Origin of the sequence: Serratia sp. C2(1) (assembly GCF_036352655.1) — a bacterium.
Lineage (GTDB): Bacteria > Pseudomonadota > Gammaproteobacteria > Enterobacterales > Enterobacteriaceae > Serratia > Serratia inhibens.
Window position 1 is genome coordinate 1,206,836 of sequence record NZ_JAZFBA010000001.1, and the last position, 17,150, is coordinate 1,223,985.

15 protein-coding genes are annotated in these 17,150 nt (G+C 56.1%); 5 read left to right on the forward strand and 10 right to left on the reverse strand.

Translation table 11 applies throughout. The features are described 5' to 3' along the window. Positions 1 to 192 precede the first annotated feature (192 nt). A complete protein-coding gene (locus V2S86_RS05610; RefSeq protein WP_065506309.1) occupies positions 193 to 639 on the forward strand; it encodes a YcgN family cysteine cluster protein in 447 nt (148 codons plus the stop codon). Positions 640 to 1,145: 506 nt separating this feature from the next. Here V2S86_RS05610 and dsbB read toward each other — a convergent pair. Further along, a complete protein-coding gene (dsbB, locus tag V2S86_RS05615) occupies positions 1,146 to 1,676 on the reverse strand; it encodes a disulfide bond formation protein DsbB (protein WP_126483177.1) in 531 nt (176 codons plus the stop codon). 124 nt (positions 1,677 to 1,800) lie between these two features. Further along, complete coding sequence (gene nhaB, locus V2S86_RS05620) at positions 1,801 to 3,372, reverse strand: sodium/proton antiporter NhaB (protein ID WP_330761583.1); 1,572 nt, start codon at positions 3,370 to 3,372, stop codon at positions 1,801 to 1,803. 243 nt (positions 3,373 to 3,615) lie between these two features. Here nhaB and fadR point away from each other — a divergent pair, with 243 nt between their 5' ends. After that, positions 3,616 to 4,335 carry a fatty acid metabolism transcriptional regulator FadR gene (gene fadR, locus V2S86_RS05625; protein ID WP_065506307.1) on the forward strand — a complete coding sequence of 240 codons (720 nt, stop codon included), beginning with the start codon at positions 3,616 to 3,618 and terminating at the stop codon, positions 4,333 to 4,335. An 88-nt stretch (positions 4,336 to 4,423) separates the two neighbouring features. Here the strand turns inward: fadR and V2S86_RS05630 are convergent, their stop codons facing one another. Further along, on the reverse strand, positions 4,424 to 5,959 hold the full coding sequence (locus V2S86_RS05630; RefSeq protein ID WP_330761584.1) for a SpoVR family protein: 1,536 nt from the start codon (positions 5,957 to 5,959) through the stop codon (positions 4,424 to 4,426). 537 nt (positions 5,960 to 6,496) lie between these two features. Between V2S86_RS05630 and V2S86_RS05635 the strand changes: the two genes are divergently transcribed. After that, on the forward strand, positions 6,497 to 7,801 hold the full coding sequence (locus tag V2S86_RS05635; RefSeq protein WP_330761585.1) for a D-amino acid dehydrogenase: 1,305 nt from the start codon (positions 6,497 to 6,499) through the stop codon (positions 7,799 to 7,801). Positions 7,802 to 7,873: 72 nt separating this feature from the next. Further along, positions 7,874 to 8,947: a catabolic alanine racemase DadX gene (dadX, locus tag V2S86_RS05640; RefSeq protein ID WP_330761586.1), complete on the forward strand. Its 1,074-nt coding sequence runs from the start codon at positions 7,874 to 7,876 to the stop codon at positions 8,945 to 8,947. A 3-nt stretch (positions 8,948 to 8,950) separates the two neighbouring features. Here dadX and V2S86_RS05645 read toward each other — a convergent pair whose 3' ends face one another. The 6 genes from V2S86_RS05645 to V2S86_RS05670 form a co-directional block, all read right to left on the reverse strand. Beyond that, positions 8,951 to 10,144 (reverse strand): multidrug effflux MFS transporter, encoded by a 1,194-nt coding sequence (locus V2S86_RS05645; RefSeq protein ID WP_330761587.1) that lies wholly within the window; start codon positions 10,142 to 10,144, stop codon positions 8,951 to 8,953. Positions 10,145 to 10,253: 109 nt separating this feature from the next. Beyond that, positions 10,254 to 10,817, reverse strand: a complete 564-nt coding sequence (locus V2S86_RS05650) for a 3'-5' exonuclease (protein ID WP_330761588.1) — start codon at positions 10,815 to 10,817, stop codon at positions 10,254 to 10,256. Between the two features lie 62 nt (positions 10,818 to 10,879). Continuing rightward, on the reverse strand, positions 10,880 to 12,583 hold the full coding sequence (locus V2S86_RS05655) for an ABC transporter permease subunit (protein WP_330761589.1): 1,704 nt from the start codon (positions 12,581 to 12,583) through the stop codon (positions 10,880 to 10,882). 26 nt (positions 12,584 to 12,609) lie between these two features. Next, on the reverse strand, positions 12,610 to 14,118 hold the full coding sequence (locus V2S86_RS05660) for an ABC transporter substrate-binding protein (RefSeq protein WP_330761590.1): 1,509 nt from the start codon (positions 14,116 to 14,118) through the stop codon (positions 12,610 to 12,612). Between the two features lie 24 nt (positions 14,119 to 14,142). After that, a complete protein-coding gene (locus V2S86_RS05665; protein WP_330761591.1) occupies positions 14,143 to 14,925 on the reverse strand; it encodes an ABC transporter ATP-binding protein in 783 nt (260 codons plus the stop codon). Between the two features lie 4 nt (positions 14,926 to 14,929). Further along, a complete protein-coding gene (locus V2S86_RS05670) occupies positions 14,930 to 15,739 on the reverse strand; it encodes an ABC transporter ATP-binding protein (protein ID WP_330761592.1) in 810 nt (269 codons plus the stop codon). A gap of 152 nt (positions 15,740 to 15,891) precedes the next feature. Here V2S86_RS05670 and V2S86_RS05675 point away from each other — a divergent pair, with 152 nt between their 5' ends. Then, complete coding sequence (locus tag V2S86_RS05675) at positions 15,892 to 16,047, forward strand: hypothetical protein (RefSeq protein ID WP_330761593.1); 156 nt, start codon at positions 15,892 to 15,894, stop codon at positions 16,045 to 16,047. Between the two features lie 10 nt (positions 16,048 to 16,057). On the opposite strand, the gene V2S86_RS05680 is transcribed toward V2S86_RS05675, so the two are convergent. Continuing rightward, positions 16,058 to 16,540, reverse strand: coding sequence for a hypothetical protein (locus V2S86_RS05680; protein WP_330761594.1), 483 nt, complete (start codon positions 16,538 to 16,540; stop codon positions 16,058 to 16,060). Between the last annotated feature and the right edge of the window lie 610 nt (positions 16,541 to 17,150).

A 17,150-nucleotide genomic window follows, 5' to 3' on the forward strand; every position in this document is an offset into this window, starting at 1 on the left:
AACACCTTGATATTCCGGTTGCCCAAAGTTGGACGTCATTGTTTTAAATAGCGTTTTTTTTAAGCGAAAATTGCGTTATCATTATGATTGTATTGTGTTTTTAGCCTTTTCATTCGGCTGAAATATCTATATAGTGCACCCTCAAAACCTGTGCGCAGGTTATCTATTCATTTACCTATACCGGACGCGAATATGTCACAAACCCCTTTTTGGCAACAAAAAACGCTGGCGGAAATGTCAGAACAAGAGTGGGAATCGTTGTGCGACGGTTGTGGGCAATGCTGTCTGAATAAGCTGATCGACGAAGATACCGACGAGATTTATTTCACCAACGTAGCCTGCAATCAGTTGAATATTAAGTCGTGCCAGTGCCGCAACTATGAGCGTCGCTTCGAACTGGAAGAAGATTGCATCAAACTGACGCGAGAAAACCTGACCACCTTTGACTGGCTGCCGCCTACCTGTGCGTATCGCCTGATTGGCGAAGGAAAACCGTTGTTTTCATGGCACCCGCTGGTAAGCGGCTCCAAGGCGGCTATGCACGGTGAACGTATTACGGTGCGACACATTGCGGTGCGTGAGAGTGAAGTGGTGGACTGGCAGGATCACATTTTGAACAAGCCAAGCTGGGCGAGGTAAGGAAAAAAGCCCCTGCAAAGAGAGGGGCAAGACACACAACAACACCAGGGAAATCGGTGATACAACATGCGGTTACTATAAGGATTTTTTGACTGAAGTTCATCAGAATATTGATGCAATAATGCATCACTATGATGAGTTTTTTTGTATGAGCGTGATGAATACAAAAGCATCACCCTTTGTGTCTGGCTGCCAGGAAGCGATTGGGTAAATGCATTGCCTCTGCGATTAACGCGTTATGCCCTTCAAACTTAATGTTATGTAAATTACCCGCCAAAACCCGTCTGAATGCTTCTTTATCGTTGTGATATTAGGTAGTTTGACCGCTCTCCCGCCAAGTTCCGAGAGTACAATAATGAAAATGATACGACTGTTTGCCGTCGCTGGAGCATTGATAGTGCTCGTTTATTACCTTACGCATACTTGACGTTGGGTTACCTCTGAAAATCACAAGCAATCCCATGTAAAACGGCGCCCAGAGGCGCCGTTTTCATTAATGCCGCATTTTAGCGGCCGAACAGGTCACGGCGACGCGGCCGGACAAACTGCGCGATCAGCACGACGATGGCGATGAGCAGGTAGGCCGCGAAGATACCCACCAGCCACTGCGGCATTTCCAGCGACAGGAACTGCCATTGGCGCACCGAACAGTCACCGGAAGCGTGAAACACCGCCGGTAGCCATTTATCCAGCGGCAGCCAGGACGGGAAGCTGACGAAGAAATCACAGGTATTGAACGGCGAAGGGTGCAGTTGGATCATGGTGTGTTTCCATGCCAGTTGTACACCTTCCCAGGCGCTGTAAATCCACAACAGGATAGCGACATAGCGCAGCGGCGTTTTCGGCGCGATGGCACCGACCAATGAGGCGCCGAGAATGCCAAACAGCGCGCAGCGTTCATAAATGCACATCACACAGGGTTGCAGCAGCATTACGTGCTGAAAATAGAGCGCGACTAATTCCAGCACCAGCGCAGTCAGGGCCATTAGCAGCCAAGCACCGCGCCCCTGCGAGCAACGGTTAAAGAATTGCAACATATATTTATTCTTCCATGCAGTAAGCAATTGAACCGGCAGTGTAAACCAATTCAACCCCGCTGCCAGCCACCTGGGCCGGATTCAGCACAAAAATAGTCGCTGGCAACAGAGTGGGCGGGCACTGTTAATGTGCAGTGGCTTCGATTGAAGGCAACGTCAGCCAATGCCACTGGGTTAGCAGGTCGGTTATTGGCGCCAGAGTAAACTGTACGCACAATAGCCCAACGAGGGTTAATACCACAGTATAGGGCAAAGCCATCCACACCATTCGCCCATAGGACAAACGCACCAGCGGCGCCAATGCGGACGTCAGCAGGAACAAAAATGCCGCCTGGCCATTCGGCGTGGCGACCGAGGGCAGGTTGGTTCCGGTGTTAATGGCGACTGCCAGCATCTCGAATTGCTTCAGGGAGATGGCTCCGCTGTTGAACGCGGCGCGCGCCTCATTGATATAAACCGTGCCGACGAACACGTTATCGGAGACCGACGACAACAGGCCGTTAAACAGATAAAACAGCGCCAACTGCGAAGAGGGTTCCGCCTGCAGGACAAACTGGATGATGGGGCTGAACAGGTGCTGCTCGATGATCACCGCGACCACGGTGAAAAATACCGTTAGCAGGGCAGTAAAGGGCAGCGCTTCCTGGAATGCCTTGCCGATAGCGTGCTCGTCGGTTACGCCGCACAGGGAGGTGGCGAGAATGATCACCGACAGGCCTATCAGGCCAACCTCCGCCAGATGAAAGGCCAGCGCCATGACCAGCCAAATGCCGATAAGCGCCTGCACCGCCAGCTTGACCTGTTCTTGTCTGCTGCGTCCTGCGGTGGCCTGACGGTCAAACTCTTTCAGTACCTCACGTACGCGTTCCGGCAGTTTGGCGCCATAGCCGAAAATGCCAAAGCGTTCGAGCAACAGGCAGAGCAGCAGGCCGCAAACCATCACCGGCAGGGTAACCGGCGCCATACGCAGGAAGAAATCGGTAAATCCCCAGCCGGCGCTTTTGGCGATAATCAGGTTTTGTGGTTCCCCCACCATGGTCATTACGCCGCCCAGCGCGGTGCCAACGCCGGCGTGCATCAGCAAGCTGCGCAAGAAGGCGCGGAACTGCTCCAGCGTTTGCTTGTGCTCGTCACTTGCCAGTTCGCTGTCGTCACCGACATCGCTATGACCGTCTGACCGGTTAGACGCCACGTTGTGGTAGATCGAGTAAAAGCCTGTGGCGACGCTGATCACCACAGCGACCACCGTCAACGCATCCAGGAAGGCGGACAGCAGCGCCGCGGCCAGGCAGAACGCCAGCGAAAGCAGCATTTTCGAGCGGATGTTGAGCAACAGTTTGGTAAATACGAACAGCAGCAACTGCTTCATAAAGTAAATGCCTGCGACCATAAAGATCAGCAGCAGCAGCACATCCAGATTATGGGCAATTTCTTCGCTCACGCGAGCGGGGCTGGTCATGCCAATCAGCACCGCTTCAATCGCCAGCAGGCCACCCGGCAACAGCGGATAACACTTCAGTGCCATTGCCAGGGTAAAGATAAACTCGATCACCAACAGCCAACCGGCGATAAAGGGATCGACCAGGAAGAAAACCAGCGGGTTGACCAATAAGAAAACGATAATGGCCAATTTATAGCCGCCAGGTGAATGCCCGAGAAAGTTCTTCACCAGGGCACTGCGTAAGGTTGTTTCCATTTTGCGTGATATGTCCTGAAAATACGTTGTTGCATATTACCCTAACAATGCCGCCGGGGCGGAGGCAATAGGGCCTTGCTTTACGAAGAGAAATTTCTCCGAAGCGGTGTTTTTGCACAATTTTTGCCACTTTATGCACACTTTCGTTTAATGTTTTTCGCTCACGCTATGTCATGCTGGAGCGATCTGGTATGATCAGCCGATTACTATTACTGATTATCGTCGCAACGGAACGTCAAAAACATGGTCATAAAGGCGCAGAGTCCTGCCGGTTTCGCGGAAGAATACATTATCGAGAGTATCTGGAATAATCGCTTCCCCCCTGGCTCTATTTTGCCCGCGGAGCGTGAGCTTTCAGAACTGATTGGTGTCACGCGCACCACGTTACGTGAAGTTTTACAACGCCTGGCCCGCGATGGCTGGCTGACCATTCAGCATGGCAAACCGACCAAAGTAAACAATTTCTGGGAAACCTCCGGCCTCAATATTCTTGAGACTCTGGCGCGCCTCGATCATAAAAGCGTCCCGCAACTGATCGACAATCTGTTGTCAGTGCGCACCAATATCGCCTCAATCTTTATTCGCGCCGCAGTGCGCAATCATCCTGAGCAGGCTCAGGAAGTGCTGGCGAAAGCCAGCCAAGTGGAAGATCAGGCGGATGCCTTCAACCTGCTGGATTACGAGATTTTTCGCGGTCTGGCGTTTGCGTCCGGCAACCCGATTTACGGTTTGATCTTCAACGGCCTGAAAGGCTTGTATACGCGCGTTGGCCGTTACTACTTCTCCAATCCGGAATCACGCAAGCTGGCGTTGGCCTTCTACAGCAAGCTGTCGACTCTGTGCCATGAGAAATCGCACGATCAGGTTATGGACTGCGTGCGTAACTACGGTAAAGACAGCGGTGCCATTTGGCACAGCATGCAAGGCACCATGCCGAGCGATCTGACCGAAGCTCGCCGTTAATTCATCACGTTTTCAGCATGAAGCAAAAGGGGCGCCACTTGAAAGTGGCGCCCCTTTGTCATTATGGACACTGAGTTATCAAGCGAACTTAGAGCGGTGTCGGGCGTGGCGGGCAACGATCCAACAACTCGACGCTACCGTCTTCGTTCTGCTGTTCCAGAATAATGTCGAAGCCCCACAGGCGATGCAGATGCTTCATCACCTCGCGGCGGCTCTTGTCGAGCGGCGCGCGATCTTGCGGGATGTAGCGCAGCGTCAAGGAACGATCGCCGCGTAAATCCACATTCCAAATCTGAATGTTCGGCTCATGGTTGCTCAGGTTATATTGCGCCGACAGCTCTTGGCGAATCGCCCGGTAACCGGCTTCATCATGAATAGCCGCAATTTCCAGATAGTTATTGCGATCGTCGTCCAGCACGGTGAACAGCCGAAAATCACGCATGATCTTGGGTGACAGGAACTGGCTGATGAAGCTTTCATCCTTGAAGTCGCGCATGGCGAAATGCAAGGTTTCCAGCCAGTCTTTACCGGCGATATCCGGGAACCAGTAACGATCCTCTTCCGTCGGCGATTGGCAAATGCGCTTGATGTCCTGGAACATGGCAAAGCCCAGTGCGTACGGGTTGATGCCGTTGTAATACGGGCTATTGTACGGCGGTTGGTACACCACGTTAGTGTGACTGTGCAAGAATTCCAGCATGAAACGATCGGTGACCCGACCTTCGTCGTACAGGTGATTGAGGATGGTATAGTGCCAGAACGTCGCCCAACCTTCGTTCATCACCTGCGTTTGTTTCTGCGGATAAAAATACTGGCTCACTTTGCGCACTATGCGCAGAACCTCACGTTGCCAAGGCTCAAGCAGTGGCGCATTTTTTTCCATAAAATAGAGAATGTTTTCCTGAGGTTCGCTCGGATAGCGGCGGGCCTGTTCAGGTGCCTCTTCGCGTTCGACCCGTGGCAGGGTTTTCCACAGCGTATTGACCTGACTTTGCAGGTACTCCTCACGGCTTTTCTGTCGCGCTTTTTCTTCGACCAGCGAAATTTTCTGCGGCCGTTTGTAACGGTCCACACCGTAGCTCATCAGCGCATGGCAGGAGTCGAGCAGCTTTTCTACTTCCTCAACGCCATAGCGCTCTTCGCAATGGCTGATGTAATGGCGGGCGAACAGCAGGTAGTCGACGATCGAACTGGCGTCGGTCCAACTGCGGAACAGGTAATTATTTTTGAAGAAGGAGTTGTGCCCATAGCAGGCGTGCGCCATCACCAGGGCCTGCATGGTGATGGTATTTTCTTCCATCAGATAGGCGATGCAGGGATTGGAGTTGATAACGATTTCATAAGCCAGGCCCTGTTGCCCGTGTTTGTAACGCTGCTCGGTTTCGATAAACTTTTTGCCGAATGACCAATGGGTATAGTTAATCGGCATGCCGACGCTCGAATAGGCGTCCATCATCTGCTCTGAGGTGATGACCTCGATCTGATGTGGGTAGGTGTCGAGCTTGTAATGTTTGGCTACGCGATCGATGTGCTCCAGATACACCTGCAGCAACTCGAACGTCCAGTCCGGTCCATCGCTCAGACGCTTATCTTCCTTGACCTTATCATGTGTTGAAGTAGTCATCAGCGCACCCTCGTTATTACGGACCTTGCTCGAACGGCAGACCCTGTATCAATCGTAGCTCAAACTGCGCATAGGGAATAATGATATAAAGCGTAAAAATTCAACGATCTGCCCGCAACCTCTCCACGACGGCGAACCGAGGGGGTTTTGTCCTGAGTTTTTTCTGCTATGGCAGGCCCAACTCTCGGTAAAAGGTTATAGTGATAAAAGGGATTTTTATTGGTTTTTTATTCTGATTAAATGCGCTTATTTTGCTTTTATATTCTGTTAAAGGCTTGTTGCGCGCTGCGGCTTTTTTTGATGACATCAATGCTGTCATTGACAGCATATCAGCGATTGTTGCCCTCTGAAATCGGCCTTCTACGACATCTTATCGCTATTTATAGGTAGGTATTGCAAAAGGCGCGGCCATGAACGATAAATTAATTGTGAATAGGGTCACGTTTGATGACGAAGATGTTGGACGGATTTTTCCACTGAGTTAATTTCCTGTGAGCAGAAGATTATGCTTTGTGAAGCCTTGAGCTGGAGTCAGCGATGCGAGTGGTAATTTTAGGTAGTGGGGTGGTGGGTGTTGCCAGTGCCTGGTATTTGGCGAAAGCCGGACATGAGGTGACGGTAATCGATCGCCAACCTGGCCCGGCAATGGAAACCAGCGCGGCGAACGCAGGCCAGATCTCACCGGGTTATGCGGCTCCGTGGGCTGCGCCGGGCGTGCCGCTGAAAGCCATCAAATGGATGTTCCAGCGCCATGCACCGCTGGCAGTGCGTCTGGATGGCAGCAGTTTCCAGTTGAGCTGGATGTGGCAAATGCTGAAAAACTGCGACACCTCGCACTACATGACCAATAAAGGGCGTATGGTGCGGCTGGCGGAATACAGCCGTGACTGCATCAAGGCACTGCGCCAGGAAACCGGCATTCAGTACGAAGGGCGCCAGGGCGGCACGCTGCAGCTGTTTCGCACTCAGCAGCAGTTTGAAAATGCGGCGAAAGACATTGCTGTGCTGAAAGACGCGGGCGTGCCGTATAAACTGCTGGAAGCTCACCAACTGGCAACGGTTGAACCTGCGCTGGCACAGGTAGCGCACAAGCTGACCGGTGGTCTGCAATTGCCGAATGATGAAACCGGTGACTGCCAGCTGTTTACCCAGCAACTGGCCAAGTTGGCGCAGCAGGCGGGCGTCACCTTCTTGTATAACCGCAGTGTTGATCGGCTGCTGGTGGACGGCGATCAAATCAGCGGCGTGCAGTGCGGCGCAGAGGTGTTCAAGGCCGACAGCTACGTGGTGGCCTTCGGTTCCTACTCCACCGCGCTGTTGCGCGATCTGGTCTCGATCCCCGTTTACCCGTTAAAAGGGTATTCACTGACCATTCCTATTACGGATGAAGCTGCGGCGCCGTTCTCGACCGTCCTGGATGAAACCTACAAAATTGCCATTACCCGTTTCGACCGACGTATTCGTGTCGGCGGCATGGCGGAAATTGTCGGCTTTAATACCCAGTTGGAGCAGAAACGTCGGGAAACGCTGGAAATGGTAGTACGCGATCTCTACCCTAACGGCGGGCGGGTTGAAGAGGCCACTTTCTGGACCGGTCTGCGTCCTATGACGCCGGACGGCACACCGATCGTCGGCAAGACCTCGCTGAAAAACCTGTTCCTCAATACCGGGCACGGCACTTTGGGCTGGACCATGGCGTGCGGCTCCGGGCAGTTGCTCTCCGATCTGATTTCCGGCACCACGCCGGCTATCCCTTCAGACGATCTGGCGGTGGCGCGATACCGCGCCGACTTTCGCAACGAGCACCCCACACCCTTGAACGATGTGCATCCAGCGCGTTAATCCTCTTAATTTATAATGCTGTAGTCACGGGCGCCTGCCCGTGACCTCAACCGCCAGTCCGCAGGAGAATCCATGCCTCGCCCGATTACCGCCACGCTGCATCTTTCCGCTTTTGAAAATAATCTGCAGGTGGTTCGCCGTTTTGCCCCCAGCGCTAAAATTTGGTCGGTAGTAAAAGCCAACGCTTATGGCCACGGGATCAAGCATGTCTGGCGCAGCCTGGCGGAGACCGACGGTTTCGCCTTGCTGGATCTTGCCGAAGCCATTTTATTGCGCGAGTCTGGCTGGCAAGGGCCGATTTTGCTGTTGGAAGGTTTTTTCAAGCCGCAGGATTTGGCCCTGCTCGATCGTTATCGTTTAACTACCTCGGTGCACAGCGACTGGCAACTGGCGGCGATCGCCGAGGCCAAATTGTCCGCGCCGCTGGACGTTTATCTGAAAGTGAACAGCGGGATGAATCGCCTGGGCTTTGCCCCAGATCGTTTGCATAGCCTTTGGCTGCAGGCGCGGGAGATGGGTAATATCGCCAGCCTGACGCTGATGAGCCACTTTGCCACCGCCGACGGCCCGCAAGGCGTGGAAGAGCAGATGACGACCATTGAGGGCGCAGCGGCGGGAATCCCCCTGCCGCGCAGCCTGGCGAACTCCGCCGCCACGTTGTGGCATCCGCAAACCCACGGCAACTGGGTGCGGCCAGGTATCGTCTTATATGGCGCATCGCCAAGCGGCCAGTGGCGCGATATCGCCGACAGCGGCCTGCGGCCTGCCATGACGCTGAGCAGTGAAATCATTGGTATTCAGGCGCTGAAAAGCGGTGATCGCGTGGGCTACGGCTGGCGCTACAGCGCCAATACCGCGCAGCGTATCGGTGTGGTGGCCTGCGGTTATGCGGATGGTTATCCTCGTCATGCGCCGAGCGGCACGCCGGTCTGGGTGGGTGGCGTGTTGACGCGTACCGTAGGCACGGTCTCCATGGATATGCTGGCAGTCGATCTGACGCCCTGTCCACGCGCCGACATTGGCACTGAAGTAGAACTGTGGGGGCAGCACCTGCCGGTTGACGATGTCGCCGCTGCGGCAGGTACGCTGGGTTATGAGTTACTGACGGCGCTGGCTGCGAGAGTGCCAGCCACCGTCGAAGCATAAGCCTCAGGCAACTTTCTTCAACTGACCTTTTATTTGCTTGCTGCGCTGCCGTGCGTGCAGCGCCAGCAGGCAACCCGCCAGCATCACCAACGCCAGCGACAGCTTCGGCTGCAACGGCATCGCCATTGCCAACAGGCCCAACGCTGCGCCGCCGGCCATCTGCACGAAGCCCACCAACGCCGAAGCGACGCCCGCTTCATTGGAGTACGGCTCCAGCGCATAGCTGGTCGCCGGGCCCATCATAAACGCCAGGCCCGCACAGGCGAAGGCGACCGGCAGCATATACGCCAGCCAATGAGTTTGCGCCGCGCCGGAAAGCAGGCTAACGCCCAGTAACAGCCCAATACAGCCGATCCCCATCAATACTCCGCCGGTCGCCAGGCAAATCGGCCGGCCGACTTTGTGAATAATGCGGTTGGCGAAAAAACTGACCAGCATGATCCAAAAGCCGTTGGCGCCGAATACCAGCGAGAACTGTAGCGGCGTCAGTCCGGCAGTGCCCATCAGCACGTTCGGCGCCAGCGAAACATAGGTTAACGCCATCCCCATCGCCCCGGAGTTCACTACCGCGAAGGACAGGAAGTTGCGATCGCTGAGGATACGAGCATATTGCCGCATCGGCAATCCTTTGACCCTAAGGGTATCCGCCGGCCGGGTTTCCGGCAGGCGCAAGGCGATCAGCACCAGCACGGCGAGGGCATAGCAAACCAGGAACCAGAAGGGGGCGCGCCAGCCGAAAGCTTCCGCCAGCAAGCCGCCGAGCAGCGGCGCCAGCGCAGGAATAATATTCAGCGTGCCGTTGAGAAAACCGTAGGCACGTGCGGCGTCGTCGCCATTCAGGCGGTCACGCACGCCGCTGAACGCCACGACCGCCGTACAGCACACTGCCACGCCCTGCAGCAGGCGTGAGGCAACAAACAGCGTTGGCGTGGTCGCCAGTGCCGCCATTGCCGCGCCGATCATGTAGATAACAACACCGGCCAGCGCGACCGGCTTGCGGCCGTAGTTATCAACCAGCGGGCCGGCGATAACCTGCCCAAGACCCAACACCAGAATGAACAGTGAAATGGTGGATTGAATCAGCGCTTCACTGCTGTTGAGGCCAAGTGCGATAGCGGGAATGGTCGGCAGATAGAGATCGATGCCCAGTGGGCCGAGCAGCACCAGGCTAAGAAGCAGAAACAGAAATTTTTGCATAACAAAAACAGCACGTCCTAGTGACAAAGAGGGGTAGAGTAGAGATTCTGACGTCAAATGGAAAGCGGCAAAGCTCAAGCGTTCGTCAGGTGAATTTTACCGGCCTGAATTACACGGCGGAGGCCTGGCGATAATAAAGTGCAGAAACCGTATCCGCCACATAGCGTGCCTGGTGTTTGGCGTCGTCCAACGCACGATGCGGTGTACCTTCGAAGGGCCGTTCCTTCTTCGGGTTGAAGCCGTGCAGTTCGGCCAGGGTGATCACCGTCCGCACGTCCTGCGTGTCCCAAAACTTCCACGGACAGGGCATTTCAAACTGTTGGAAAGCATGTTCGAGGATCGTACAGTCGAACTCCTTACCGTTCCCCCAGACTTTCACCCTGTCAGTGGTGCTGTTCATATGAATAAAACGGCTCAGGCTGGTCAGCACGCGCTTCAGGCTTTCGGTTCCGCCAAAGGCCAGCTTGCGCGCTTCGTCAGATTGCTTTGCCCACCAGGCCACGGTATCCAGACTGATGGTTCTGCCAGGCTGGTCTTTTTGGCTGCTGACGGCGTTTTCGAATTCCGCGCCGAGCCGGCCGGTCTTGGGATCAAAAAATACGGCGGCAACCACCAGGATCACCGCACTGGGTTTTATGTCCAGAGTTTCAATGTCTAGCATCAGATGGTGCATTGGCGGTCTCCGCAGGCTGAATCATCGTAGTATGTTACTACAAACCGGGCGAGGATGCGCAGTCAGCCACGGCGCCGGCCTGCGGCATTCGCCAGAGTGACCGCCAGCACTGCCAGCAGCACCAGGGCAGCCACCGGGGTCACGACGCCCCAGGGCGCTCGTTCGATATAAGGCATGCCTTCGGCCAGTACCAACCCCCATTCTGCGCTGGGCGGTTGAGGCCCGAGCCCAAGGAAACCCAGCGCCGCCAGCGCCAACGCAATCCCCGGCAGGCGCAGCATGGCGTGACGAAGCAACGGTCCCACTAACGCCGGCAGCAGGTAGTGCGTCAGCGTGCGCAGGCGGCCTATTCCCAATACGGGCAGCATGCGGATATAGGGCTGCGTGCGCGCCTCCGTCAATAGCGAGGCGCAGTGTGCCGCCAGCGGTGCCCAACTGACCAGCATGACCGCGCAGGCGGCACCGTAGGCCGAGGGGCCGGTAATGGCGATCACCAACAGACCCGCCACCACGGGCGGCGTAGCGTTGGCCAGTTCAATCACCCCGCACATCAGGCGCGGCATCAGGCCAAGCAGCATTCCGAGGAGCAACGAAGCGAAGCTGACGCCCAGCGCCAGCAGGCTGGTATTCACCGCCCCCTGGGCGACCCGCGCCAGAATGTCCCGGCCAGTGGCGTCGGCACCAAAGGGCAGTGCCAGGCTCGGCGGTTGCAGGCGCATATGCAGGGACGAGAACGGGTCGCGGATGACCCCGCTCAACACCAGCAGGCATAGCAATAACGCGGCGAGGGCGGCGATAAGATAACTGCCTTTGGCGCTGTGCTGGGGTTGCGGCGAATTGGGCAGCGACGCGGCGATGCGGCCCAGCAGCAGATAATGCGCTCCCTGCGCCAGGAAACCGGCGCTGAAAGCGATCGTCAGCAAAATCAGGATGCCGCACTGCAACGCTGGCAGATCCTGCGCGATGGCGGCACCTAAGGTCGCCCGACCAAGACCGGGTATGGCAAACACTTTCTCGACGGCAATGGCACCGCCGGTAAGCCCCACCAGCACCAGACCGATCTGGGGCAGCAGGGCGGGCAATGTGCGGCGCAATACCGCCAACAGGCGTTGCCTCCGGGAGATATCGGCAAGGCTCCAGGTGATCAACCAGCGTTCAGAGAAGGTTGCGGCCAGCCCGTCGCTGAACAGCAGGCCCAGCAAGCCTCCTGCCGGCAACCCCAGCGCCAGCGCAGGCAGAACAACGTGTTGCAGGCTTTGCCAACCATAGGGGGGGAACCAGCGCAACCAGACGGCGCCGACAATCAGCAACAGCGCCGCCAGCAAAAATTCCGGCAGAGAGGTCAGCGCCACGGCCAGGACACCGGCAGGGCGCTGGCTGTGGCCATGCAGGCCACGCCACAGGGTTGGCCACGCCAGCAGCAGTGCGACCAACAGCGCTACCGTGAGTGCACAGGCCATCAGGAACAAAGACACTCCGGTGGCTTGCAGCATGCCTTCCAGCACCGGGCGCCCCGAGATCCAGGAGTTGCCGGCATCCCCGCGCAGCAAGCCGGAAAACCACCGGCCGAGCAGCATCAACGGCCCGTCATCCAGATCGAATCGCTGGCGAATGGCGTTCAAGGCTTCCGGCGTCGCCTCTTGCTCGCTTGAGCGAGCCCTCAGCAGGCTGAGCGCCGGATCGCGCCCGGAAATCCAGGGCATCAGACCAATGAGCAAAATCATCGCCAACAGGGCAAGCAAGCGTGAGACGAGCGGCAACAACATCTTTTTTATCGAGTACTTTTTCACGATCAGGGCTGCCCGGCGGAAATAACGCTGCGCGGAGTCACCAAGCGACGTTCACGCGGGTCGCGTTCTGCGTATTGCATCGCAACGGCTTCGCCCTGGATCACCCTTTCATGCAACAAGGGGATGGCGGCATGCGTGGCGAGGATGCGGCTCTCCGCCTCGATAATCGCCTGGCGCCGCTGGGCACCGGCCGGTATGGCGGCGGCCTGGGTTAATGCTTCGTCGACTTTGGGGTCACAGAGTTGAGCGATATTGAACGATCCCTGACAGGCAAAATCGCTGTACATGTAAGCGACCGGATCGCCGGAATCCAACACTGTGGCGCGCGACAAAATGAACGCGTCGAATTTGCCCGCCAACGCATCGGCTTCAATATGGGCGTATTCCCGCACTTCCTGCTTCACGATAAAGCCGGCGGCGCTGAGCTGTTGCGCCAGATAAACCGCGACTTCGGGCAGTTCTGCCCGATCGCTGAAGGTCGCCAGGGTAATGGTTTTGCCTTGCACCGCCGCCGCCGGCTTGGCCGGTTGCGGTTGCCGCAAAGAGGCGGCCCAGGGCAATGCCGGCCCCAGCAAGCCGCTGGCAAGATCGGCGCGGCCTTCGTAGACGTTGTCCACCAACTGTTGGCGTTGAACCGCCGCTGCCGCTGCTGCGCGAACTGCGGGATCGCGGAAAGCGCCGAGGCGAGTGTTCAGATACAGCGTATTGGTGCGCGGCATCGGGACTTCGTGGATCAGCCCTGCTTCAATGAGCGGCAACTGCGATACCGGCAGGGCCTCAACCAGATCGGCGCTGCCGGTGCGCAAGGCGGCGGCGCGGGCGTTGCTGTCCGGCACAAAACTGACGTCTATCCCCGGCGCGGCGGCTTTTGCGCCCCAGTAGCCCTCAAAACGGTCTAGCCGTGCGCTGCTGGTGCCGTTGATTTCCGTCAGTACAAAGGCGCCGGTGCCGGCCTGCAACGGATTAACCACGCCGTTGGCGGCATAAGCCCGTTCGGCGAGGATCGCCAATTGCGGGCTGGACAGCCGTTGCGGGATCAGGGGGTCAGGATGAGCGGTAGTGATCACCACGACGTTATCGCCTTCGGTGGCAACCGATAGCTCCACGCCATCAAGAATGCGCGGTTTTGGCGCGGCATTCATTGCGGCTGAAAGTGAGCGCACTACGCTTTGCGCCGTCATCAGGCTGCCGTCATGGAAACTGACGCCCTGACGCAGCACAAAACGCCAGCGGCGTTCATCTATCTGCTGCCATTCAGTCGCCAGTGCCGGCTCGGCATCGCCATTGGCGTTCAATGTCACCAGGGTTTCGGCATTGCTCCAGCGCGAGAGTTTAAATGCGTCATCGCTCAACGGCGTTAACCCGGAGCGGGGCGGTTGCAGCATGGCCAGCCGGATACGTTTTTCTTCGGTGGCACTTTCTTTCGGCTTCGCAGGTTCAAAGCAACCGCCAAGCAGCAAACTGCCGGCAAGCAGGCAGCCGGTGGGGCCAATAAAGCGCAGGTTCAGCATGCAAAATACCTCAGGATATCAGGGCTAAAAAGAGGACAAAGATGGGATTGCGGCGATCAAGGCGCGGGTAGCGACATGCCGGGGCGTTTGCAGGAGCTCCTGGGTTGGGCGATCTTCCACAATGGCGCCGCGATCCATCACCAGCGTGCGTTGGCATAAGGCGGCCACCAACGAAATATCATGGGAGACCAGCAACATTCCCATACGTTGCTGACGGGCAATACGATCGAGCAGGTTGATGATCTGCCGGCGCAAGGGCAGATCCAGGCCGCTGACCGGCTCATCGGCCAGTAAAAAACGGGGTTGCAGCGCAATGGCGCGTGCCAGCGCTACCCGCTGTGCCTGCCCGCCGGAAAGCTGGCCGGGCCTGGCGTACAGCAGGTGCTCATCCAGTTCAACCTGACGCAGAGCGCGCTCGGCAGTGATACCCAGATCCTGCGGCAGACCGAGTTGGCGCAGCGGGGCGATAATCAGTTCGGCGACCGTATGGCGCGGATTGAGCGAAGCGTGGGCGTCTTGCGGTACATACTGCACCAAACGTCGGTACCAGCGCAGCCGGCGCACGGACGCCGGGCGAATTGCTGTGCCCTGGCAGAGAATGTGGCCGAAATCCGGTGCCTCTAGCGCTAACAGCAGTTTAAGCAAGGTGGATTTGCCGGCACCGGAACAGCCAACCAGCCCGATGCGCTCTTCGGCATGCAAATTCAGATCAGTAGGGCCGAGACCCCCTGAGGCTGGCGTATATTGCCGACAGACATTTTGCAGGCTGATAAAGGGCGGTGTGGCGTTGACCGGCGAGTGATTCATTGGATTATCCCGCCATACTCATGGTGGGAGCATCACCGAATGCCGGGCGCAGTGCCGCGGCAACCAACCGCTGGGTATAGGGATGTACAGGTTGGCTCAATAGCTGTGCGACAGCCCCGTGCTCGGCTATCTTGCCGTTCGCCAGCACGATGGCGCGTTGGCACAGGCTGGCGGCGACGGAAAGATCGTGGGTGATAAACAGCAGCGCCGGTGCGGTGGGGCGTTCGGTATAGCGCTTGAGAATATCAATTAACTGATGCTGGCTGACCATATCCAGCGCGGTGGTGGGCTCATCCGCTATCAACAGATTTTTCTCGCCGCTCAGCGCCAGCGCCGCACAGACTCGCTGGCATTGGCCACCAGACAATTGTCCCGGATAGCGCATCATGATGATGTCCGGCGGCAAGCCCAGCGCGGCCAACAATTCGGCGGCGCAGCATTGGGCGTGTTCTTTGTTCATGCCGTTCTGGCCACGCAAGGCCATGATCAGTTGTTTACCCACGGTGGTCAGGGGATTGAGGCTGCTAAAAGGATCTTGAAAAATGGCCGCCAGCGCGAGGGACTTGCGCTGTTGTAAACGTTGGCCGCTGATTTCCTGCCCCAGCAGCCGTATCGATCCGCTGAGTGTTGCGTCGAATGGCAAGGTGCCCAAAATGGCCGCGGCGGTGAGTGACTTGCCTGAGCCGGATGCGCCAAGCAGGCACAGTCGCTCGCCGGCATGCAGGGTGAAGTTCAGATCGCTGATTTTGACTTCCCCGTTAATCGACAGTGTCAGATGTTCGACGGCGAGCAACGGTGGGCTTTGGGTTTCCATTAGCGTATCTGTAAGTGTTGTTTTTGATATGTAATAACATAACACTCATTGGCGGGAAATGACCAGCAGATTTCTGAAATACTTTGAAATGTTCTAAAGCAGGGAAATCAAGGTATGATGCTCAAGGTATTGTTGTCAGGTTGGTTCTATCGGTGAGAACGTTTATTTTTATTCTGTGCATGGCCGGCTATATGTTGGTGCTGGGTTATCTGGGTGTTTACGTCACCGATAAGTTGTGCGAGCAATCCAGTAACTACACCAAGCTGTGCCGTATGGTTGATATCTCCGAGCCGCATATTCCCAAATAAATGACTGCCGTCACCCCAGATAATCGGTAGTAATCAACGGCGTCATTATCCCGGACAAACCGGTCAACGTAGCCCATTGCCGCCAGCCCAAACGTGCCAGCCAATCCTGGCGCAACGGCGGTGTTGCGAGTTGCCCCAGCGCAACCGTGCCGGTGAGCAAGACCGTCAGGATCACGAAGACCAACCCGCGGCTCCAGGAATTAAATTCGATATGCAACACGTTGGCGTAATACAGCCGCATCAGAATAAAATAGGCCAGCATCAGCCAGGCGAAACGCGTTCGTTTTTTCAGCAGTTGGTAGAGCATGAAGGCGATGAACAGGCTATGAAGCCATGAGGTCAACGGCGATTCGATGGGGTGTCTGACACAGACGTTATACACCGCCAGGTAGATATTAAAGATCAATAGCGTATAGACGGCATATATATACCAGCCATAGATGATTTTGAGCTTTTTGGTGTTTGGCGGGATAGGGCAATAGTCCGGTATCATGAGAGCCTCCTGAGCTGAATAGCGTTATAACATCAGGTGGCTAAATGAAAATTAAACGCCAAACGGGCTTTATTTTACCCCAAAAGTGGAACTAATCGGCCCTTGCCGGGTCTGTTCAACCAATAACGGCCAGGGCGTTTTCAGCGAAAGAGTAATGGCAAGATAGCGATATGAAAAATTATAAAAACAGTCGTTCGACAGTATGTTTACTGGTCGCCACGTTGGGACTTTATTTTTTCCTGCCACCGACGTTGATAGCTTTGGTCTGCCAAGCGTTTAATTTGAATCCTTTCTTTCTTATCAGGTCATGGCATCTTAATCCCTTCTCTGCTGCCCGGGGCATTCCGCTCTATCAAACCGTTGTGCCTATATTAATTGTGTGGACTTTGGTCAATGTCCTTCTAGCGGCCATTTTTTTGGCCATAGTGGGTTTATATCGACGGTTGAGCAGGGCAAAGCATTGATGGTTTCATGCTGCATGCCGGTAAAAGCACCTCGCAAAGGATAATGACAGTCGTTATCCATTTAATAGCGGTAAGGAAAAAAGGTTACCGACTTGTGTACTACCCAAGCCGGCAAGACATTGCTCACATTGCTTCCGGTATGTGTT